The sequence below is a fragment of the Longitalea arenae genome (assembly GCF_016924755.1).
GTDB lineage: Bacteria > Bacteroidota > Bacteroidia > Chitinophagales > Chitinophagaceae > Niastella > Niastella arenae.
Genome location: NZ_JAFFJX010000014.1, coordinates 1 through 24,041, shown reverse-complemented (window position 1 = coordinate 24,041; position 24,041 = coordinate 1). Strand labels below are relative to the sequence as shown.

General features: G+C 48.9%; 13 protein-coding genes, 1 tRNA gene and 1 pseudogene. 13 read left to right on the top strand and 2 right to left on the bottom strand.

The genetic code is table 11. From position 1 onward, the window contains the following. Positions 1 to 12 precede the first annotated feature (12 nt). The 9 genes from JT717_RS22215 to JT717_RS22175 all read left to right on the top strand — a co-directional run bounded on the left by JT717_RS22215 (position 13) and on the right by JT717_RS22175 (position 20,292). Entirely contained in the window at positions 13 to 9,474 is a 9,462-nt protein-coding gene (locus tag JT717_RS22215; RefSeq protein ID WP_205513239.1) for a Tc toxin subunit A-related protein, read from the top strand. Positions 9,475 to 9,676: 202 nt separating this feature from the next. Beyond that, positions 9,677 to 10,009, top strand: coding sequence for a hypothetical protein (locus JT717_RS22210; RefSeq protein ID WP_205513238.1), 333 nt, complete (start codon positions 9,677 to 9,679; stop codon positions 10,007 to 10,009). Positions 10,010 to 10,426: 417 nt separating this feature from the next. After that, complete coding sequence (locus tag JT717_RS22205; RefSeq protein ID WP_205513237.1) at positions 10,427 to 10,897, top strand: UCP032817 domain-containing protein; 471 nt, start codon at positions 10,427 to 10,429, stop codon at positions 10,895 to 10,897. A gap of 1 nt (position 10,898) precedes the next feature. Beyond that, positions 10,899 to 11,819, top strand: coding sequence for a hypothetical protein (locus JT717_RS22200; RefSeq protein ID WP_205513236.1), 921 nt, complete (start codon positions 10,899 to 10,901; stop codon positions 11,817 to 11,819). Then, a complete protein-coding gene (locus tag JT717_RS22195; protein WP_205513235.1) occupies positions 11,816 to 13,966 on the top strand; it encodes a TonB-dependent receptor plug domain-containing protein in 2,151 nt (716 codons plus the stop codon). Before JT717_RS22200 ends, JT717_RS22195 begins: the two co-directional genes overlap by 4 nt. Before the next feature lie 13 nt (positions 13,967 to 13,979). Beyond that, complete coding sequence (locus JT717_RS22190; protein WP_205513234.1) at positions 13,980 to 15,161, top strand: DUF4374 domain-containing protein; 1,182 nt, start codon at positions 13,980 to 13,982, stop codon at positions 15,159 to 15,161. A gap of 2 nt (positions 15,162 to 15,163) precedes the next feature. Continuing rightward, positions 15,164 to 16,597, top strand: coding sequence for a DUF3526 domain-containing protein (locus JT717_RS22185; protein WP_205513233.1), 1,434 nt, complete (start codon positions 15,164 to 15,166; stop codon positions 16,595 to 16,597). Beyond that, complete coding sequence (locus tag JT717_RS22180) at positions 16,594 to 18,018, top strand: DUF3526 domain-containing protein (protein WP_205513232.1); 1,425 nt, start codon at positions 16,594 to 16,596, stop codon at positions 18,016 to 18,018. The genes JT717_RS22185 and JT717_RS22180 overlap by 4 nt, the downstream gene beginning before the upstream one ends. A 45-nt stretch (positions 18,019 to 18,063) precedes the next feature. Next, entirely contained in the window at positions 18,064 to 20,292 is a 2,229-nt protein-coding gene (locus JT717_RS22175; RefSeq protein ID WP_205513231.1) for an outer membrane beta-barrel protein, read from the top strand. 5 nt (positions 20,293 to 20,297) lie between these two features. On the opposite strand, the gene JT717_RS22170 is transcribed toward JT717_RS22175, so the two are convergent. Then, positions 20,298 to 20,717: a small multi-drug export protein gene (locus JT717_RS22170; protein WP_205513230.1), complete on the bottom strand. Its 420-nt coding sequence runs from the start codon at positions 20,715 to 20,717 to the stop codon at positions 20,298 to 20,300. A gap of 233 nt (positions 20,718 to 20,950) precedes the next feature. On the opposite strand from JT717_RS22170, the gene JT717_RS22165 reads away from it, so the two are divergent. Continuing rightward, on the top strand, positions 20,951 to 21,421 hold the full coding sequence (locus tag JT717_RS22165; protein WP_205513229.1) for a hypothetical protein: 471 nt from the start codon (positions 20,951 to 20,953) through the stop codon (positions 21,419 to 21,421). A gap of 99 nt (positions 21,422 to 21,520) precedes the next feature. On the opposite strand, the gene JT717_RS22160 is transcribed toward JT717_RS22165, so the two are convergent. After that, positions 21,521 to 22,402, bottom strand: a complete 882-nt coding sequence (locus JT717_RS22160; RefSeq protein WP_205513228.1) for an AadS family aminoglycoside 6-adenylyltransferase — start codon at positions 22,400 to 22,402, stop codon at positions 21,521 to 21,523. Between the two features lie 835 nt (positions 22,403 to 23,237). Between JT717_RS22160 and JT717_RS22155 the strand changes: the two genes are divergently transcribed. From JT717_RS22155 to JT717_RS22145, 3 genes and pseudogenes are all read left to right on the top strand, one after another. Then, positions 23,238 to 23,311 (top strand) — tRNA-Asp (locus JT717_RS22155). A gap of 124 nt (positions 23,312 to 23,435) precedes the next feature. Further along, complete coding sequence (locus tag JT717_RS22150) at positions 23,436 to 23,804, top strand: ISAon1 family transposase N-terminal region protein (protein WP_205513227.1); 369 nt, start codon at positions 23,436 to 23,438, stop codon at positions 23,802 to 23,804. Between the two features lie 19 nt (positions 23,805 to 23,823). Then, positions 23,824 to 24,041, top strand: a pseudogene (locus JT717_RS22145) (ISAon1 family transposase); the annotation flags it as partial.

Here is a 24,041-nt window from a genome sequence, read left to right as displayed (position 1 = left end):
AAAAGAAAAATTATGAACACCCTGACAATCGCCGGTAAAGTCATTCGCCGGTCCAACTTACAACCGATTGCCAAATTATATGTCGAAGGTTGGGACAAGAACCCGGAACGTAAAGAACCGCTGGTAAGCACCGTTACCAGTTCCGATGGCTCATTCGTCCTGCTGTTCGACGAACAGTACACCGCTGAATTATACAAAGACCGCTATCCCGATATCTACTTCAAAGTATACGCCGGCACCACGCTGCTGGCCAATACCGATAACAGCCAGCTGGTGAACCTGCGCGGCAATAACAATGATATCGTCATTGCCATCGATTACAATGCACCCGCTGCGCCAAAAGATATTTCCTATAAAGTAAGTGGCCGCATCCTGCAAAAAGATTTTCGCCCGGCTGCCGGCTACGAAGTGGAGATCGCTGATAAGGGTATCCTGAAAGAGAATGTCATCACCCGCCTTCGTACCGATGAGAGCGGTCGTTTTGAAACCGAGTTCTCAAACGAGGTCATTAACAAAGCCGGCAAAGATTCGCCCGACCTCTTCCTGCGGATCTTCAATGGAAAAGGACTTGAATATACTTCAGAGGTCACCTACAATGCATCTGCACATACCGAATTCAATATAGTGATCGGTGGTGAGCGCTTTCCCCGGGAATCGGAATTTGAGATACACCAGAGAAAACTTGCCGGCTTATTGCGCGAAGTACCGGTGGCCGAGATCAGGCAGGAGGACAGGAATAATCCTTACCGGCTGCTGGCCGAAAAAACAGGAAGCCGCGAACAGCAGGTAAAATGGCTGATCAATGCACAGCAGGTAGCGCAGGTCACCAAAATGCCGCCGGCCTTTTGTTACGCCCTCATGCGCGCACAACTGATCCCTGAATATGTGACCGGTGCAGTCACCCTGGTAGGCAAGGATTCCCAGGACCTGATCGGGCTCCTGCAGGCGCTTCAAAAGAACGAGAATATCGGCGAGCCCTTTATCAAAATGTCGCAGGAACCCGAGGCCATGCTGAATGCCCTGGCCTTATTACCCGAAGATGCAGTGCCCAATGCATTCGACTATGCCATCAGGAACCAGGTCGTTCCTGCACAGATGGCAGCCGATCGCCAGGAACTGCTGAAGCAATGGAAAGAGATCGTTGATCAACGCCGCAGGAACAGCAAAGACGATTTCCGGCGTTTGCTGAACAGCACCAGTTTGAATGAAGAACGTAAAAAAGCAGCGGAAGCTTTGTTTGAAGTACATGGCCACGACATCCGTCGTTTGTCTTCCTCGCTCGATAAGGGATCATTCGGTGAAGGATCATCCAAAGAGTTACAGGCCCTGATCGCCATTCACCAGCTGGTGAATGATGCAAATACCACGGCTACCGTAAAAGAAAAACTGAATATCACCCGCCCGGAAGACCTGCCCCGCCTGGCCATGCTGTCGGAAAAAGACTGGAAATCCTTCAATGGCAATCCCGCCGGTAAGTTGACCACCGACCGGATCAAAGAGATCCGGGGATTACTGGAGAAACAATATCCCACAGCTGCTTTTGCCGGGAAACTGAAAGCAGATGATAAAGGCCCGGTGGGGGAGAAGGAACCGCTCCTGAATTTCTTTGATGCCTATCCGAACCTTGAATTGCATAAGACGAATATCGAGACCTTTTTCAAAGAGAACAAGGAGGCCATCAACAGCAAATTCAACAATAAGGCGGCGCTGAAAGCAGACCTGAAAAAGATCCAGCGCGTATTCAAACTGGCGCCTGATTATGAGACGTCAAAAGCGCTGCTGGAAGAAAATATCACCTCTTCCCAATCAGTATACAAACTCGGCAAGAAACAATTTACCGAAAAGGTAGCGGCAAAAATTCCGAAAGAAAAAGCCAGGGAGATCTATAAAAAAGCCGAACGCTCATATGCAGCCTCACTTGCCATCATCGGTGAATTGAAATCTTTGCAAACGGGTTCCGGCCTGGCCGTGCTTCCTAATGTTTACGAAGCCTATGAAGCCCTGGAGATGACAGAACTGCCCGACCTTAAAACCCTGTTCTTCTCAACCGATAATTTTGAATGCAAGGATTGTAAGAATATCTATAGCCCCGCGGCCTACCTTACTGATCTTATCAAATACCTGGATAAGCGCGGCTCTACAACGCCAATGCAATCTGCCAAAAAGGTATTGTTCAAACGCCGGCCCGATATTGGTGAAATAGACCTGAATTGCGAAAACAGCAATACTGCCATTCCCTATATCGACCTGGTATGCGAAGTACTTGAAGACACGCTGTCCTTCACGACGGTGATCCTGAACCCGGCGATAGAAGCACAACTCACCGAAGGGCTTATACACCCGGCCGTATTTACTGAGCTCAAGGCAAAGAACCAGGACATAGATGCAAAAGCGGCTGTAACCCTTGGCAATGCCACTAGCTGGTTTATTCGCGACAGCCTGCATACCTATAAAATTGAAAAGAAAGCCGGCCAGTTGGAGCTCAGCCTGGTTAAGCAAACGCATGGAACAGCGGCCGAACGCAATGCTATACCCGAATACATCAATTATACCGTATACGATACCATACTTAAAACACAAAAATATCCGCATACCCTGCCATTTGATCTGAGCTGGGAAGAAAGCAGGAGTTATCTCGACAAGCTGGGTATTAACAGGGCATCGTGGATGGAATCTTTTCAAAACAAAAGCGGGCCGGCGCCCACCAATATCCAGATCGCAGGTGAGTTCCTGGGTATCTCGCCTACGGAACGGCTTTTGATCACTACGGCTGATGCGGCCGGACAAGCCAGCTGCTGGGATGGATTGGCGAATATCGATGTGGTGGCGGTATTCCTGGCAAAATCGGGTCTTGAATATACCCAGCTGCTTACCTTACTGGAACAGCGTTTTATCAACCCTGCTTACGATTCCAAAGTGGTGCACAATGATGCTACCGCCGACCTGAATAATAAGAACATTTCAAACCTTGACAATAACAAGCTCGACCGCATCCATCGCTTCCTGCGTTTATGGCGTAAAACCGGTTGGCAGATGTGGGAACTGGACATGGTGTTGATGAATAGCAGGATCGGCAATACGGTATTGGATGAAGCCTTCCTCATAAAGCTGCAGCATTTCATGAAGCTGAAAACGGCCATGAACAAACCGGTACAGGACCTGGTAGCCTGGTATGGCGATCTGAGCATTAGCGGTGCAAAACCTTTGTACAATGCCTTGTTCCAGAATAAGGTTATCCTGAATCCATTGCCCGATGCATTTAAGGTAGCGCTGGTGACGGAAAATCCATTCCCCAATCCGGCGCCACCTGCAGCGGATGGCAGCCTCAGAACGATTACGGCACAATTAAAATCCCTGGCCGCCGTATTGAAGCTGAAAGAGGAGGAGGCCCTGCAAATACAAGCGAAATCTGCTGCTGCCGACCTTTTGTCTCTATCGAATATCAGCACCTTCTACCGGATCGCTTCGCTTACCCGCAAATTACGCATAAGCACCGCCGAGTATTATTTGCTCCTGCAGATCCTGAACACAGGCGCCGCCTTCGATGTATTTGCCGATCCGGCCGCTACCAGTCAATTCATTGAACTGGTTTCCATCATCCGTGCTTCCAGGTTCAGTATTTATGAGCTGGCTTATCTCTTGTTGCAGGTGAACGAAGGCCCGCGCGCTTTTATTCCAACAACAGAAATAATCACTGCCTTTATTACCAGGGGAAGGGATGTTTTACAGAAACTGAAAGACGATTTACACAGCCTTACCGGCCTGCCCGATGAAAAAGCAAAAGCCCTGATCGGGAAGATCGCTTCGGTCGATGAAACTGCCGCCAATGATACCATCCAGATCTTCAATGGCACATATACCGGTACGCAGGCAGCAAGGAATACATTCCTGGATACGGTATACGGATCCATGATCAATACAACAACCCTTAAAACGGCCCTGAATACGCGCGATGGGGCGCCGGCCTTGGACCGCGACCAGCGTACCCTGGAAGCTTATCAAACCTTTGTTGACCTGCTGCTGGCCTTCCTGGCCACCGACCTGTCGAAACAGGCCCTGTACCAGTTGCATGAAGACCAGTTCAAACTGGCGGCCGATATCAACCAACTGGTGCTTGATACAGTACACCTGCCCGGCCTCACCGATCCATTATTATCGTATTGGTTCGATAAAGACCTGTTGGCCAAAGACAATAACGGCCATTATATCAATACCATCGACGTCGCCAATTTTCCCGAACTGTTCCAGAGTTACCAGTTGCTGAAAAAGATCGCTTTGCTGCAGGCCAAACTGCCCTTCAAGGTGGAGGTGATCCAACTGCTCATCACCAATGCCGGCGATTTTGGGGTGCTGCGTTTTGATGAATTGCCTGTAGCGCCAGGTACACTCAACAGTCATTTCAATAAGTGGAAGAGTTATGTGCAGCTGAACCAGTTTGCAGCCAACTATCCGGATACAGAGTCGGGTACCCTGGTTGCTGCTTTACAAAAACTGCTGCCTGTAGTGGATACGGAAGCCAATTTCCTGCAGGCATTGGCAAACCTCACCCTGTGGGATCCCAATGAGCTTACTGAACTAAAAACGCGCATTGGCCTTACCTATCCGGCCGATTACCTGAAAACAGAAACATATCTGCGCCTGGATGGCTGTATGAACCTCCTGGTCACCGCCGGGATCCAGGCTGCGCAAATTCCGTTGGTTATCAATCCCGCGCCTATTGCTGCCGATGCCATCGGCGTAAAACAACTGGTGAAATCCAAATACGAGAATGAACAATGGCTGAATACATCTGCGAATATCCAGGCCGTGATCCGCGAAAGAAAACGCGATGCGCTCGTGACCTATTTTACGCATCATACCGTTAATGGCAATACGTTTGCCGATGCGGATGCTCTCTTCAGCTATTATTTACTCGATACCGAAATGGGCTCGAAAGAAGTGACCACCCGCATTCTGCAGGCCAATTTATCGATCCAGCTCTTTGTGCAACGATGCCTGATGAGCCTCGAAGCCGAGATCGTTGCCGATGCTGCGGAAGACGATGGCTGGGAACAATGGGATTGGATGAAATACTACCAGGTATGGGCGGCCAACCGCAAAGTGTTTATAACGCCGGAAAACTGGATAGAGCCTGAACTCAGGCTCGACAAATCTTCCTTCTTCCAGGAACTGGAAAATGACCTGATGCAGAACGAGGTGAATAAACAGAATGTGGAGAATGCCTATCTCTCTTACCTCGAAAAACTGGATAATGTAGCCAGGCTGGATGTAAGCGGCTTTTATTATGAAGAAGACACCTACACCCTGCACGTGTTTGCCCGCACCTACGACGATCCGCATATTTATTACTACCGCAAATGGGTAGAAGACCGCTATTGGACGCCCTGGGAAAAAGTGGATCTCGAGATCAATGCAACACATGTAATACCGGTGGTGATCAACCGTCGCCTCTATCTATACTGGCCTGAATTCAGGGAACAGACCATTGAAGTGGCCAATACGACCATGCCCGCTCTTCCTGGCAATTCCGCCTCATCGGTGCCGCTCGATCTGCCGCGTAAATACTGGGACATTCACCTCTCGGTGTCGGAATTGAGGAATAATAAATGGACGCCCAAGAAGATCTCGAAAACAGCGATTGCCAGTCCGGGCAAAACCTGGGGATCGCAATACCTGTACAGGGATTATGCAAAGGAAGACTTCACCTTTGTTCCGCTCGATCTCATCGATCTGGCCGGAAGGTACCTGATCGGTTGTTGCCGCAATACTTCCCCGGATGATGCCAGTTACTATTACACGGAAGCCGTTGATTATTTCGATCTCGGAAGCTGTCATGGCACCCCCGAAGTGCTGGATGATCCGGCAGTAAGGCTGCTCATCAGTAATCCCATCATTCCGCAATTCGAAAGAAGTGAGCTCAAATTCCTGGAAAGCCATGAGGCGAATGTCAAAACAAATGATGTGCTGGCCTTCCAGCAGGGCAACCTCTTCATCAATCACCTGCCCATCCTGCAAAAAACACCGGGCAGGTTCAGAACACCGCAGTCATCGCAGCTTTCTTTCTTCGATAAGTTGATCCTGAAGATCTTTTCCCTGTACATCAATGCGGCCAATAGCGCCAATGGCCATTATATTTCCGATTTCAGGTGGCCATTCCCGGTTGGCACTTTCCTGCCATTCTTTTATGAAGACAAAGGACGCACCTTCTTTGTACCGCAGGAGATCATATTGACCAAACGCAAGCCCGATAGCAACGAGGAACCATTAAAGGCAGAATTGTTCTATTCCGATCTCCTGAAGATCCTGCAGGAGATCCTGCGCACCGGCAAATTGCCCGATATCTTAAAGCCTTTCTTTGAAGATGGTAAATGGCCTGCCATCGAGTACAAGTTGAAGTTCAATAATTTCTATCATCCCTATGTTTGTTTTATGATCAAACAGTTGTACATGAAAGGGATCGATGGTATGTTAAAACGCGAAGTGCAGTTGCTCGATAAAACGAAATATCCCGAATTGCCTTCCTTTGACTTTGCAACAACCTATACACCTACTGCATTGGTAAATTCGGAAGATACCAGGGTAGTGCCTAACCCGCTCGATCCCGATACGCTTACCAGTCCCGGTTATCCCAAAGAGACCATGGATTTCAATGCCTGGGGCAGTTATGGCCAATACAACTGGGAACTGTTTTATCATGCACCCATGATGATCGCGCAAAAGCTCAGCAATAACCAACAGTTCGAAGAGGCCATGCGCTGGTATCATTATATCTTCAACCCGACGGACGCTTCTTCCCATAGCTCACCCCAACGGTTCTGGAATACCAAACCCTTCTTTGTGCGCTCGAACCAGGACTATATCAACCAGCGCATCGACCAGATCCTGAATATGATCAATGGCGGCGATGCCGACCTCATCAAGGATGTGGACGACTGGCGGCGAAATCCCTTCCAGCCCCACCGTATTGCCCAGTTCAGAACTGTGGCTTACCAGAAATCCACGGTGATGAAATACCTGGAAAACCTGATTGCCTGGGGCGACAATTTGTTCAGAACAGATACGCGGGAGAATATCACGGCAGCTTCCCAGTTATACATCCTGGCTGCCGTAATACTGGGGCCCAAACCGAAAACCATCCCCAATTTCTTCGAAGTGCCGGTGATGAATTACAACCAGTTGGAGACGAAGCTGGATACCTTCTCGAATGCATTGATTGAAGTGGAGAATTTTATCCCTTATTTCACCGACGATGTGCAGGAATTCAATAATGGCGGCAGCGGCAATTTGCCCGATATTGACGTCTTTTATTTCTGTTTGCCTTCGAATGAAAAACTGCTCGGTTATCGCAGTACCATCGCCGATCGCCTGTTCAAGATCAGGCACTCGATGAATATCGATGGTATAGAAAGATCCCTGGCCTTGTTCGACCCGCCGATCGATCCGGGTCTGCTGGTAAAAGCCGTGGCATCGGGGGTGAACCTGGGAGCAGCTATCTCCGGATTGAATGCGCCATTGCCATACTACCGCTTCAGTACCTGTTTGCAAAAAGCCAACGAGTTCTGCAGTGAGGTGAAATCACTGGGTGGTGCATTGCTGAGCGCTCTGGAAAAACGGGATGCCGAAGAAATGGCCTTATTGCGCTCCGCCCAGGAGATCCGCATGCACGAAGCCGTAAAAGCCGTTCGCCAGACGCAGGTAACTGAAGCCATCGCCAATATAGAACAGCTGAATAAAACGAAGGCGGTGGTACAGGAGAAACTGGATTATTATTCTTCACTCGATTATATGAACCCGGCCGAGATCGTCGCATTCTCCCTGTCCACTGCCAGCACGGTGCTCGATGCGGCTATTGCAGCCGGTTATATCCTGGCAGGTGGGTTAAAAGCGATCCCGCAATTTGTGGCCGGCGCCTCGGGTTTTGGCGGTTCCCCCCACGTGACCGTCGATATCGGTGGCGTGCAGTTCGGCGATGCAGCCGAGATCGCAACCAAGACCATGTCGGCCATTGCGGCGGCCCTCGACAAAGGCGCAGGCCTGGCCTCCACGCAGGGGTCTTATCAAAGACGCCAGGAAGACTGGGATTTCCAGGTGCGCTCCGCCAACAAGGAGATCGCACAAATAGACCAGCAGATCGTGGTGGCAGAGATCCGGCGCGATATCGCCCAGAAAGAACTGGATAACCAGCAATTGCAGATCGAGCAGTCGAAGGAAACGCACCAGTACATGCGCAGAAAGTTCACCAACCAGCAATTGTACGAATGGATGATCACCCAGGTATCGGGCATTTATTTCCAAAGTTATCAGCTGGCATTCGATATGTCGAAACGGGCAGAAAGATGTTACCGCTACGAACTGGGTATTCCCGATTCCACCTTCATACAATCTACCTATTGGGACAGTTTGAAGAAAGGCTTGGTGGCCGGCGAAAAACTGGCGCTGGATCTCAAACGGCTCGACGCTTCTTACTATGATAAGAACAAACGCGAGTTTGAATTATCAAAGCATATTTCATTGAACCAGATCGATCCGGTGGCATTATTGAAGCTGAAACAAAACGGGGTTTGTTTTATAGCCCTGCCTGAAGAGATCTTCGATATCGATTACCCGGGTCATTATTTCCGCCGCATTAAATCGGTAGCGATCAGCATACCTTGTATTGTTGGTCCATACAGCAACGTGAACTGTACGCTTACCTTGCTGAAGAGCCGCACCCGGGTAACGGCCGATGCTTCCGGTAATTATATGCCGGCCGGTCCCGTGGAAGATGACAGCCGCTTTACCTTCAATTATTCTTCTATTCAGCAAATAGTCACCAGCTCGGGCCAGAATGATAGTGGTCTGTTTGATGTAAACCTGCGCGACGAACGCTATTTACCTTTCGAAGGACATGGCGCTGTGAGCGAATGGAAACTGGAACTGAACAAGGATTTCAAAAATTTCGATTTCAATAGCATCGGCGATGTGATCCTGCATGTACGTTATACTGCGCGGCAGGGTGGGGCGGTATTAGGCACTAAAGTGAAATCGGAACTGAACAGTCATTTCGACGATATCATTAAAACGCAGGAGAACGGAACCGGCTTCTTTAAACTGATCAGTATGAAGGCCGATTTCTCTACTGAGTTCCATAAATTATTACATGCCGATACGCAGCAGGTCAACTTCAAGATCACCAGCAACCATCTGCCTTACTGGCTTAGCGCCAAGAACCTCGATATTGACGAATTGGTTCCGGTGACCGTTTTGCTGAAGTTGAAAACCGGTCAAACGGTAGACCTCAGTTCGCTGAATCTGCAGCTCAACGGTGAAGCCGTTGATTTTGAACCAGTGGCAGTATTGGGCGAACTGAAGCAGGGATCCTCTGCACAAAGCGGAATTTTCGTGCGCACCTGGACGATGGCGTCTACCAGCAATTCCCTCGATGCAACCAAGATCGACGACATTTTGCTGGTGGTGAAATACAAAGTGGTGTAACAGCATTGTTATAACGTTTCAAGACCGCTTCAACAGCCTGGTGTGACGACCGGGTTGTTGAGGCGGTTTCGCATAGCGGCAACGGTAACAGCTGGTTCATAATCAAAGCCGTTCATCTTAGTTCTTTTTTTATGTCAGATTTCCGGTAAAATGAAAATACAACACTGTTGCATTTAATAGAAATTCCCCTATCTTTGTTTTGATGTATCGCAGGCTTGCATATACCAGACAACTGATCGCCTTACTGCTTGTCGCAGTAATGACCCTGGTGCATCTTGCCAAAGCGTTCCACTCCCATGCTTCTTACAATACATCCCATTCCTGCAAACAGGAAAATATATTCATCAAGGGAGCTTTATCACACGCCGAATGTTCCATATGTGAATTCCAGCTTGCCAAAGACACTCCCTTCACCGGCGAATTAATATTGGTGATAGCACCTGTATACACCGGGCCAACCTACAGCCGGCTGATCACGGCCATCAATCCCGATCGCTTATTTGTTTCAGATAGTCGCGGACCCCCACAAGCATAAATACTTTTCAGAACACATCTATTGCCCTGTTGCATGACAGGCGGGTATTGGCTGCATAGCTGTTTCACGCATGCAGACAATGACTGTACTTTATTTACATCTTCTATTAACAAGATAGACCAACCCATGGTATACCGAATTGCCTGGCGGCACGTGGTACCCGGCGGCCGGGCATAGAGGCACCTGCCGAACACCTCTTTTAAAAAAGTAGGCATTAACTATTAAACACTTTAATTATGGAAATCATCAACAAGGATGTATTGATCGCATCGCTGCTGGAACAAAGAGAAAACGCATGGACCGGATCTAGCACGCATTGCTGTGGCGGCAGCCATTGCTGCGTTACACCCGATTAGTTTGAATGAAGAAGAACAGCGGGGGATCGCCCCGCTGTTCCTATACTTAAAACCAATTGCCATGCAAAGCACTACCCTGGCAGCCCTGCTGCAATATCAGAACGAAGATGTGATTGCCCGATTCACCGATCTGTTTGATGTATCCGAAACCGAAGCGGAAGCCATATTTACCGAAACGAAGAAGTTCCTTTATATAAGCCGGCAACCCGGCGTATTCATACCCGATGAACTGCTTATCATAGACGAAATGTGGCACAACTTCATTTTGTTCACGGCTACCTATCAGGAGTTCTGTGACCGGTATTTTGGCGCTTACCTGCATCACCTGCCCGCCAGCAAAATGGAGAAGAGGCAACAACAGCAGCAGCTGGCCCTTGATGCCGCTGCCGCAAGAAAAGCATTTAAAGAAAAGCTGGCCACCTTCATGAGCATTACCTATGACCAACTGGGGCAGGAAACGGTGATCAGGTGGTTCCAGGAATACCCAAAGCGATATAGTAAACAAGCCATCAGGAACCTTCGCAAACATTGATATGAGCATTTTTCCAAAACGGGCCATTCGTGGCAGCGCGATAACCATTCACTGGAACATTACCTTGCCGGCCGGTATGGAAGCAGCCGTATGCCCCCTGGTGCGGATAGGTATAAACAGTCCTGACGGGCACACGCATATGCTTTTTGAAGAGCATGTATTGCTGCTGCCTTCCACTGCGGTCTCAGCGCCTGAGCCGTTGAAACCGAATGATACTGGTCAATACCTCCAAAAATATACGCCCCTGCTGGTGCTTGCATCTTATTTAACGGGGCCGCAACAGCGGGAGAAACTGGTGGAGCTCCTGACCAATATGCAAAACGGCCGCCATTACTATTTTACCTGGGCCGTACCCCGTGATGCGGTTCCTGGCAAATACACGCTCTTGTCTGAGATCTATCTCGATGGTTCGGTCAAATATTCAGGCACTGCCACCGAAGATTTTTTTTATATAGAACAGTTGAACATCTCCCAGGAAGAGGGTGAGCACTTGTTGATCCATAATCCCGGTCCGGAACCCGTACCGGCAAAACTCATTACGTACGCGGCTGAGCGTCACGAGCGCCCGGAAAAGCTGGAACTAATACACATGGCGCCGGGCGGGTCTCTTACTGTAAACACGGCCGGCAAAAGCATCTTCCTGCTGTACAACGAAGAGCGGATCACCATTCCCCTGCATTGTTATCAGCAGCCCCGTAGCCTGCGCAATCAACAACACCTGTTCCTGCAAAAAACAAAAGATGGCGTAGAACAGCGGTATGTACTGCCGCGCGAAGGGCAGGCTGCCTGGCGCCTTTCAGGCCTGCAAGGGGAAATATGGCAGGCGGCTGATGGCATCCTAAGCACGGCCAGTTTGCGGGAAAAATACCGCGCAGCCTATGATGAAATGATCGCAGAAGGATTAATTACAGAAATACCATGAAGCAATTGACCGGCATATTATTCCTTGCAAAGCTGCTGATGATCTATAACGTGCAGGCGCAATTGCCTGCTTCCTCAGGCGCCAGCCTTTCGCAAGGGCCCGATACGCTGAAAAAAAAGACCGCGGAACTGAAAGCAGTTGAAGTGCGCACCAGCTCTGCCGGCAGCCTGCAACAAAGCACGCGTGCCGTTACGGTCATCGACGCAAGGAAATATTATAACAGGCCTGTCACCACGCTGGCCCTTCTCAACCAGTCGCCCGGCGTTCGTATACGCCAGGAAGGTGGATTGGGCAGTAAGGCCGATCTTTCGATCAATGGCATCAGCGGCCGCCAGGTGAAATATTTCATCAATGGGATCCCCGCCGATTTTCTGGGCGCCGGTAATCGCCTCAACATCTTTCCCGTGAATGCCATCGACCGCATAGAAGTGTATAAAGGCGTTGTGCCCATCGAACTGGGCAGCGATGCACTCGGCGGCGCCATCAACATTGTCACCCGCCAGCAATTGAATAATTATACCGATGCCGCTTACAGTATTGGTTCTTTCAATACCCATAAAGCCGTTGTGAATACCTACCGGAATTTTAATGACCGCTTCTTTCTGCAGGCAGGGGCTTTTATTAACTACAGCGATAACAATTATCCCATCACCGCCCAGGTGCCCGACCGGCTGGGCAACCCGGTGACGCAAAAAATAAAACGCTTCCACGACCGCTACCGCGACCATCAATTGAATGTAGAGGCCGGCATCCGGCAAAGGAAATGGGCCGATCTGTTCAGTGTCAATGCTTCCTATTATGGCATGGATAAAGAGGTACAGCACAACCTGGTGATGACGGAACCCTATGGCGCCGTTACACGCAATGAACGAACCTTTAATGCCGGCATACGGTACGTGAAACAGGAATTGCTGCCAGGGCTTGGGATCACTTTTTATGGCAACGCAGGCGCCATCAAAGAACATTTTCTCGATACCTCCTACAATGCCTATACCTGGGATGGAAAAGTATATGAAAGAAGAATAGCCTATGGCGAGATCGCCAGCGCCCGCACCGATCTGCTGTTTACCACGCAGAACCTGGTGGGCCGGCTGCAATTGAATTATACGGCAGACAGCACTAATACATTCAGCTTTTCAGTTACCAGCACTTACTTTACCCGTAAAGGCAAAGACACGATCGCAGAGAACTATTACGGCCAGGATGTTTATGGCCACCGGGTGCGGATGCAAAAACATACGGCGGGCCTTGCCTGGCAGCGCCGCTTTTCTCCACGTATGACCAGCACGACGGCTGTCAAATACTACTGGTACCATGCAAGCGGTTTCACTATCGACAATATGGTCTTCCATCCGGCCAGTCAGACAAAACAACAATTGGGACTAAGCGAAGCTTTTAAATTTGACCTTGACCGTCACTGGCTGATCAAAGCATCATATGAATACGCTACCCGTTTGCCCGAGGATCCGGAAGTATTCGGCGATTTCAGCCTGGTAAGAGCGAACCCTTCCATTCTCCCGGAGAAGAGTCACAATGTTAATCTCATGGCGCGGTACAGCCGCACTGTTTTCACGGCAGCAGTTAACAGCTTTTTCCGGCTTACTGATAATATTATTTTCCTGCAGGCCGCACCCCGGAGCTCACAATACCGCAACCTCTTAAAGGCCCGGAGCGCTGGTGTAGAAGCCGAAGCCAGCTGCCAGCTCTTACCGTCTTTGTCGCTTTGGGCAAACGGTACTTTTCAGCATATCATCAACAGATCGAAGAAAGAGAATACCGGCAATATCGATGACCGCTATTATAACCAGCGATTGCCCAATAAACCATTCCTTTTTGCCAATAGCGAACTGCAATGGACCCGGCGAAACCTCTTTCGCCGCCAGCATACCCTGCAGTGTTGGTATGGGATCAACTATGTGAATTGGTTTTACCTCTACTGGTCGAACGACGGCCGGCGCGATACCAAGGCGGTGATCCCTACGCAATGGGTGCAGCAGGCAGGGCTCAGTTATGCATTGCGCGATAACCGCGCAGCACTGAGTGTTGAAGTGCACAACCTTGGCAATGCACGGGTGTACGACAATTACAATGTCCAGTTGCCCGGCCGCGCCTTTACCCTGAAAGCAAGGATCTTTTTAGAACAATAAAAGCAACTCCAAAATGAAAAGCAAGAACACACTGTTAAGAATCCCCGGATATGCTGCCCTGATCGCTTTTGCGGGTTTAAGCGGTTGCGACAAAAACGACCATGGCGGCGGCCCGCAGCAAAAAGACGCGAATGTATATGCCATTGCGCTGGTAGCGGGCACGGGAAGTGCGCAAACGACCTATATCCAGGGACTGGCCGGTTTCGACACCGCTTCCCTAGGTAATGGCAATGCTACAGAGCTGGCCGGTAATGGCCGTTTGATCACCTATAACGGCGCAGCCTACGTGAGCGTGTATAATTCCCCCGCCACCATGACCAAATATACATTTGACCAAAGCGGCAAAGCCGTAAAAACAGGCGAGCTGGTGGTGCCCGGCGCCAAGACCTACTCTACAGTAGCGTTTGTTAGTCCCACCGAAGCCTATGCTTCCGTGGCGGGCGGACTGGCCAAACTGATCAAATTCAACCCCACCACCATGGAGCGCAGCGGCGAGATCGACCTGGCTGCGATCCTGCGCCCCGAGGCGCCGGTGATGTACTACCTGGGCATGAAAGCCCGGGATGGTAAATTATTCATGGGTGTCTTTTATGAAGGAGCCGGTTTTGTGGAGAAATACAATGATACCGCTTATGTAGCCGTGATAGACCTGGCCACTGCCAGACTGGAGAAACTGATAAAGGATCACCGTACAGGGAGTGTGTTCGATGCGTATAATGCATTCAGCATGGACAAAAACGGCGATATCTATGTGGCTGGCCTTGGGTATACCAACCGGCCGAGCGGTATCCTTCGCATTAAAAAAGGAGCAACGGATTTTGATCCCACCTGGTTTCTCGATCTGGATGCTGCCACCGGTTATAAATGCCGTGGTTTATCGCTATTCGATAATGGACTCGCTTTTACGCTGGCGCTGGTGAATCCCGCCGATGCCTATGAGCTCAACGGGCCCGCCCATCAATTTTTCAGGATCGACCTGGCGCAAAAAACAAGTGCTGGCAAGCTGCCTGTTTTACCCGATGTATACGGATCCAATGGCGCCGTGATCCGCAGCTATGATAATGATCAGTTGCTTTTTGCCGTATCCGGCAGATCGGAAAACAGCATCTACAGTTACCAGCTGGCCAATGGCGCTGTTAATAAAAAACTAAGCCTTACCGGAGGCCGCTGCAGCGGTTTCGATAAACTTCCATAGACATGCGCAAGCAGCTTTTACAGTTAGCCATGAAAGAACTGACCACCGTGTACCGCAGCAAGCTGATCCTGCTTACGGCAGCTATCATCTTGCTGCTCTTACTGGTGGCGGCGGGAGGCGCTTACCGCAATTACCAAACGGCAAAACAGATCCGCGACGAGGCAAAGCGGGAAAAGCGGGAGCAATGGCTGCACCAGGATCCCAAACACCCGCATATAGCGGCCCATTTCGGCACCTTCGCTTACAAGCCAAAGACCTGGTTCAGTATGTTCGATGATGGCCTCGACAATTATGCGGGCGCTTATGCCTACCTGGAACCTCACCGGCAAAATGATTTCCTGTTCAAACCGGCAGAGGGTCATGGCGCCGGCATCCGCTTTGGTCAATTATCAGTAGCGCTGGTCCTGCAATTATTAGTGCCGCTGCTCATCATCTTTATGGGCTTTTCTACTGTTACCCGGGAAAGGGAGCAGGGTACGCTCAAACTGCTGTTCAGCAGCGGGATCTCACTGCCCGCTATAGCCGCCGGTAAAGTAATGGGTCAGTATGGCGCGATTTTGCTTTTGTTATTGCCAGCCCTGGGTTTAACCGGTGTGTTCTTTGCCACCATGGCGCAAGGCAGCAGCGGCCAGGGCTTGCGCGTTCTGATGCTGCTGGCCGTTTATGCCGGCTATTTTTTATTGTTCACCCTGCTTACGGTCTTTGTCTCTGCCATTGCAAAGAGCAGCGGCCATGCCTTGCTGCTTTTGCTTACAGGGTGGATACTCACTTGTATTATCATTCCAAAAGCAGTTGCCAATATGAGCAGCGACCGCTACCCGCTGCCGGCCCAATATAATTTTCGCGAAGCCATTCAGCGCGATATCAGGCAGGGCATCGACGGGCACAATACCCAGGACGAGCGTGCACAGCAACTGCAGGCCAAACTCCTGCAACAATACCAGGTTAAAACGGTGGCCGAGCTGCCATTTAATATTGAAGGATATATTATGCAGGCGGGCGAAGCGTACAGCAGTATGGTCTACGATAAACACTTTCACCAGCTGCAAAATACCTTGTTGCAGCAGGACCGCTTCTGCCGCCTGGCTGGGGTCGTTGATCCTTATCTCGCCGTACAGGGTCTTTCCATGGCACTTGCAGCTACGGATCTGTATACGCATATCGACTTTCAGCAGAAAACTGAAAATTACCGGCGGCATTTTGTGCAAAAGATGAATGAAGACATGATGTATCATTCGCGGCAGGGCGACTGGACTTATAAAGCCTCCCGCTCGCTGTATGCTTCGGTGCCCGACTTTCAGTACCACCAATTGCCTTTACGGCAGGTGCTGGCCTTGTACCGGATGGAATTGATTTCACTGGCAGCGCTGCTGGTACTGTCCTGCGTACTATTTTATGTCATTCTCAAAAGAATACCCATTATCAATCGCCTATGAAAACGCTGTTGCTGATAGGTGGGCGCGAATGGAAACTTTTTACCAGGAACTACCTGCAGGTAAGTATCATTGTGCTGTTTGCAGTCGCGGCCCTCTATGCGGTTCATTATGGCAATGCTGTAATAAACCGGCAGGAAAAGACCATACAATACATTAGGCAGCAAAATGCACAGGAGCAAGCGCAATTGATAAAGGGGCTGCATGCCGATACGACTACGGCCGCAGGGCGCGCGGCCTGGGAAAAAGCGGCTTTCCCGTCAAAGGTGCGTTTCTTTTTGACCTGTTATGCCATCGATGAGCCGGCGCCATTGGCGATTTTGTCTATTGGCCAGCGCGATGTAAATGTATATTACCTGCCGCTCAATGCGCAGAATTTATACCTGCAGCTTTTCAGGTCGGAGATCGCCAATCCGCGTAAGCTGCTGGCAGGTAACTTCGATCTTTCCTTTGTGATCATTTACCTGTTGCCCTTACTCATCATTGCTTGTACTTACAACCTCTTATCCGATGAGCAGGAGCGGGGCACCCTGCCTTTGCTGCGGATCCAACCAGTGCCCTTGCACCGCATCATTATATGCAAACTGCTGTTTTGGCTGGGCATCATCATGGCGCTTTTATGCCTGATCTCCTGCATCGCTTTTATCTGGGCGGATATTTCGCTCGTAGACGCCGGTTACTTCTTGTGGTGGTTATTGATCAGCGGATCTTATGCATTGTGTTGGTTTGCCTTATTGCTGCTCATCAATTCATTTCAGCAGAGCAGCGCCATCAATGCATTGGCAAGCCTGGGCGCCTGGCTGCTGTTCCTGGTAGTGATCCCGGCCTTGCTGAACCTGGCCTTTAGCGATGAAAGCCAGGCAGACCCTACCAAATTGACCGACTACATTCGCCGGCAGCAGGGCCTCGGTGAATCGAAGCAGGAGAAAGAGGAAGTACTGGAACGCTTTTACCGGATCTATCCGCAATACAGGCATCGCGACACGGCCGCCACGAACCCTTTCCTGGAGTTTCAGGCCTATTCGGCATATGTAACATTGGCGGATGCCGAGGCAAAACCCTCGGTGGACGCCTACTTTCAACGCATCAGGCGCCGGCATACGCAAATGGCGGCCTTTCATGGGATCAATCCGGCGGTGAATGCCCAGGAGCTAATGAATACCCTGGCTAGTAGCGGATTGGAGAATGCCTTTGCCTTCCGCGCATCCATAGCCGCTTTTCATCGCCGCCTATCTCATTTTTGTTTTGAACCCTTATTTGCCGGCCGCTTTATGACGAAAGCCGATTTCAGGCAGCTGCCGGTGTTTGAACCAGCGCCGCCCACAGTAAATACCGGCAAATTGTTGCGCGGACTGGGATGGCTTTGGCTGCTCACTGTTTTCTCTGCTTTTATAGGCAGGAATCGCTTGCGTACCATTGCCTGAGCCGGAATATACACGCTTACCCCTTTAAAAATGCTTTATAAATATATGTACGAATCAAAGGCATCACGATCCATCATCCTGTTTATTCTGATTACCCTGTTAACGACAGCCTTACCGGTGGCGGTATTGGCGCAACAGCGGCCTGCTGATACTGCCCTCCATAAAAAAGCGCAGGCTGCAGTCGATACCCTGGTATTTCCGCGCACCGATTCCTTACGGCAGGTTACCGTGACCGCTTCCAGGAATAACCTGCAGGTGGAGAATGGCCGCGTTACTATGAATGTAAGCAACAGTACGCTTGCTACGGGTTCTTCTGTGTTCGACCTTTTGAAAACAATGCCCGGCATCAGCATTAGCCAGGACGAGAATATCAGTTTGCGCGGAACAGAAGGGGTGAATGTATTGATAGACGGCAAGATGAATTATCTCACGGGTAAGCAGCTGTCTGATTTTTTAAAAGGCCTCAGCAGTGATAATGTGGCAAAGATAGAGCTGGTCACCGCACCTACCGCCGAGTTCGATGCTGCAGGCAATGCAGGCTTTATCAATATTGTTACCCGCCGGCGTACCATTCGCGGCTTTGGCATCGATCTGCGCTCGACGCTAACCCGCGGCAGCACCTGGATGTATAATGAGAATCTCAGCGCCAGCATCAATACCCGCTCATTGAGTATCTACGGTTCCTTTGATTATAATACGCCGAACCGGAAAGTAAAAGCCAGCAGCGGCAACACGGTGGTGGAGGATGATACAAGCTACCGGCTGCAAAGAAGTAGCATCAGTAACTACCATATCAATTTTTACACCTGGCGTTTGGGGGCAGACTGGCATTTGGCAGAGCGGCACCAGCTCAGTGCGCATTATCATGGCTATTTCGATGATTTTACCGCACCGAAAGAAGCACTTGTGAACCGTTATACGGGGGCAGACCGGCTTCACTCCGCGGTGAGCACCACCAACAATATCGTGGAGCCTTATCATTACAATGCTGCTAACCTGGCCTGGACATGGCAAATAGATAGCAGCGCAAAAAAACTCACTACGGAAACGCATTATATCAGCTACCGTAATTTATCAGACGCCCTGATGACCAGTATTACCACCGATGGCGCTACCGGCGCGCAGACCGCCGTCAATGCGCTGCGCTCGCATCAGCCCGGTTATATCACGATCCGTTCGGCCAAAACCGACCTGGAATGGCCGCATCAAAGCATGGTGTGGAAGGCCGGACTGAAATATGCCTGGGTATCGAATGACAATAACTATCGCTTCGATTCGCTGGTTGATAACGTATATAAAGAAGCAGCAAGTATGTCGAACCACTTCCTGTACGATGAACGGATCTCCGCGGCTTATCTCTCTGCCAGCAGGACATTCAAACGCACTACTGTACAGGCCGGATTGCGAATAGAGCATACCGATGCAAAAGGCTATACGGTGAAAGGCGGTTTCAGCAACCGGTGGAACTATACGCGTATATTCCCCAGCCTTTCGCTTGACCATCAGATGAAAGAGCATAAGGTTAACCTGTCGGTCAGCCGGCGCATCAACAGGCCTACTTATTCAGATCTCAATCCGGTGCGCTGGTATACGGATCAGTATTTTTATTATTCCGGGAATCCCGGGCTTGTACCTGAGATGGCCTGGTTATTATCGGCTGCTTTCACCTTTCAGCAGAAATACATACTAACGGCTACCTATGGATTAAGGGATAATTACATGACCAAAAGATTGAGCATTGACGAAGCGGCCAATGCCGTTAAGAGTCAGACCGCGAATTTCCGCAATATGCAGCGCTTCGATGTATTATTGTCGGCTCCCTTTCATGCAGGTCCCTGGAGTATGCAGTTCTCCGGCGGATTAAATTATGCAAGCTATCCCATTGCGCAAACAACTGAAGATCTTACTGCTTCCCGTTGGGCGGCGAATGCGCAGGTGCAGCAGCAGTTGAAATTACCCGGCGGCTTGCGGTTCGAGCTGGCCACATTTATTTATTCCCGTGAATTGTTAGGTGTATATCTGAAAGACGAATTGTTCTATATGGATGCCGGGTTGCGCAAATCATTTTTAAAAGATAATCTGGTGGTGCAGTGTACGTTTACAGATTTCCTGCGAACCTACCGGTTGCGCGCCGCGTCGCTCTCAAACGCGACTGATTATTGGTACAATGACCGGCCCGAAGCGCACCGCATCAGTTTATCGGTACGTTATCATATTGGCGGCAAATTATCTTCCCGGAAAGCCAGTAGTATCGAGGAGCAGGAGCGGTTGTAGTTTGATTAAATCAATTTTAGTCCATACCAGCCGATCAGGGTGAATACGATACAACGCGTGATAACCCCGATGCAGCACCAGGTGACCAGTTTTTTGATATTGGCGTTTAGTCCGATGCCAACAGCCAGGCTGATGGGTGCGCCGACGGACATGGTGCCTAAAAATCCCAGGCCGATAATGCCATACTTATTCCAGAGCCGGAGCATCATGGGATGCTTTTTTTCAGCAGCATCTTTGGCAGGTTTCTTTTTATGAAAGAAAGCCCTGATCTTATCGCCCAGGAAAGCGGCGACAAAAGTGCCAATTAAACCACCCGTAACACTGGCGAAAAAAATGGTCCAGGGCGATAAACCGAAGGCAAACCCGGCAGGGATAGCAGCATAGATCTCAAAAGTGGCGAGGCCGGCTACGGTCAGCGTTTTCAAAAACATATCTTTATAAGGCCTGATTTTTTCAAGGTGCGCAAATTTAGCCGATAAATGTGTATTGCCGGGGTTTAAGCCGCAAATAAACATTAATTAAAATGTAAAATTGTCATTTGCAGGCTGTTTAGCAGGCTTTTGATTGCGTTTTTTTGTCAGCACCTGCGTCGCTCTTAAATTCCATAATTGGCCTTAACTTCGGAATCGCTCTTTTAATTGGACAAAACCTCGTTTATATGACACGTGAAGCAAGATCCTATAGGTGGACGAAGTTAAAAAATGGAATTGGCTATGTAGCCGTTGTGAATATTGATGTGATTCCAAACCTGGATGGGAGAAACGAGATCAAAGAACATTATGGCGGAAAAGGCTTTACCAGCCAGGGCCAGCTGGAAGAAGTGCCTGAAGAAGGCTATGACTTGTGGAAGGCAGGAGCCAGGGCAGGATTGGAATACGGATTCTCTTTAGATCACAATTATTGGACGGTGCACATAAAAAGCATAGCTGGTTTGTCAACCGACACCAACCCTACGATCGTGGGCTATACGATGTTAAGAGCCTTCCTCGACAGGATAAATCTTGAGTTGGATAGTAATCGAATCGAGGAGCTGGAAGAGTTTGTGCTGCTAAGTTGGTTAAAGCCGAACGAGACGCTTATTCCGGATTTTTTCAGGCTTCGTTTTGTGAGCACAGACAACAGACGCTGAGCCCCGGAACTTATAATTGTCCAGCCAGAAAATCATTTTGCTATTCAGTCGGTGAGACTAAGCAGTTGCCGGCTGCCCAATAGCCTTTTGTTTTAAGAATTACATGGAAATGCGTGAATCGTATTTCGCTTTTACCGCTTCGAGGTATTTGCGTACATTTTTTTCCAATCCTGCAGGGTACGTATAGTCTAATCTTTGCGCAAGTTCAACACCTAATTCAGCAGCTATATCGGCATATACAAACAGCGCATTCCAGTTTTCTTCCATATTACTACCTGAGAATGTTCTTTCAATTCTTTTCCATAGATCTAAGGGTACATATTTTTTAAAAAGCCTTCCATGTTTGTTTGTTGTTATATTCCATTGATGTGCGCTGGCAATATACCATTCTATGAGGGGTACCAGATAATCGGTTCTCATCATGTTCTCCGACATAAACTTGGCGTAGAACAGCTCGTCCCTCGCCAGGCATTTCGCAACATAAGTCATATCCCACCAAAAGTCATTTAGCAGCTGCTGATATCTTTTCTCAGTGGGTTTTTTGATCAGAACCGATTGATAGGTTGGCAGTTTAATGCCCTTCGTAATACCGTCTTTATCGAGCAGAATGGTATAACCTACGTCCCAATCTTCAGGTAATTCAGGTTCTTTAACATCGTTTATGAACGCTGATTTTTTATAGAGTTTAAAATCCACTTTAACATTGTCGTTATAAAGCACCATTTTCATGGCATGCTTTCCCTCGAAAAAGGTTTCATCTTCCTCAACCATTGCTATCGGGGAGCCAAAATGCGAAAGCCATGTGTTATTAAACTGATACGGATCGATGTTCTCAAAAACGAAATCTATATCAATGTCACTGAAGTCGTCCACAGGCGCCAGTGGATTTACCAGAGAACTGGTTAGTAATGCAGCGCGGATATCATTGTTGTTTTTGGCCCAATCGATAATTTGTTGCAGCTTTTCGTCCCTTGCTTTCATCTGTTATTTTCCGTTATATTCTGTAAAAAGAAGACCAGCATATTTACCAGGCCGCAATAATACTGCATTTATCTTGGATCCACGAGGTGTCTTGTAGTTTGGCAGTCAATAACTGCCAGGGTTCGTGCAAACATAAGCCTGATAAAATTGACGTATGTTACGAAGATTCGATGGTATTGTGAGTATTTAAAACAATTTCAACATCGATCCGTGATAACCCCATCCCATCTCTTTTTATCCAGATGCTGTTATGTATTACCCACTTTCGTCAGTGAATGCAGGATCAAAAAGCCATTCATGACCAGTTTTCCTACTTACCGCTGGATGCGAACCATAATTTATCGGTGCAAAAAATGATCGGTTGCTATATATGAAGCCGATGGGAGGGAGGTACATAAATGCAATATTTTGTCTCTATTGACAGCGTTTATTTGTAGTAGCGTTTAAAGAGCGATTCTGTGCAGATAATTTGGAACCTCTTTGACCCGATGTTTGGCTGCCGTAAAATGCTTTAATGCTCGAGTAAGATCTTGCCCAAACGGTCAATGTTTTTTGAGGAGCGGATGTATGGGGGCAAAATAAACAATCCATAAATGCCGGACAGGGTCCCAGGAAGTAAGGCTGTTGCCATGCTGCCATTCAGCTTGGATAGATCTGATTGCCGCCATAGTTTCCGCCGGACAGTTTACCCTGAAAAAGGCATCCTCTTTTTCGCAATTTTTGTAAAAAAAATTGAAAACTTTTTTTGGAGATATCTGAAAACCACTATCTTTGCCATCCCAAAAACGACACACCCTCAGCGGAAAACGTTTAAAGGACAAGTTCTTAGGCGAATGGATCGGTAGTTCAGTTGGTTAGAATGCCGCCCTGTCACGGCGGAGGTCGCGGGTTCGAGTCCCGTCCGGTCCGCAAAAGAGGTTCATCAGCAATGGTGGACCTTTTTTATGTGCGCCAAGCATGATTATAAGCTATAGGGTGTAAGGGATCAGGTTGAAAAATTGGGGGATTTAGGGATCAGGACTGACAAGAAACATTGGAAAGGGACCAGGAAAAAGAATTGTTAGGCTATTTTTTACCAGCAGGGACACTTGAATATTTTGATATAACTCATTTTGTAAAAGATAAAGTAGGGTTGGTTTTATTTTTAGAAGAAAAGAGCCTACCTCCGGCCGAATACGCAGGCCAAACGCTTCACTCCAAAGGGTTTTATCCGGAAGTTCGTGTACAGGACTTTCCGATTCGCGAGAACAAAGTAGAATTAAGCATAAAACGTCGCCGTTGGGAAGTTCTGTCTACCGGCGAAATTGTATCTCGTAACTGGGATCTGGTTATGAAAGGAGCACGACTCACCAAAGAGTTCGCGCTTTTTTTAAAAGATACACTTGGACGAGCATCCGATTAGCTGTCATCAACTGGCCCGAATGTACCAGATGGACGGCAGGCAACTTCAGCAACAATATAAGCATCACATTAGCGATTATAAAGATTGGGATCAACGGGAGCATGCCACAGAATGGATGCTTTTTGAGAAGAATATGGGCACTCATTTAAGTATTGATGAGACTGCATTGTCCAATGATGAACTCTACACCGTGGTCACCAATAAAGAAGCCAAAGGTCGTAAAGGCGCCATTGTTGC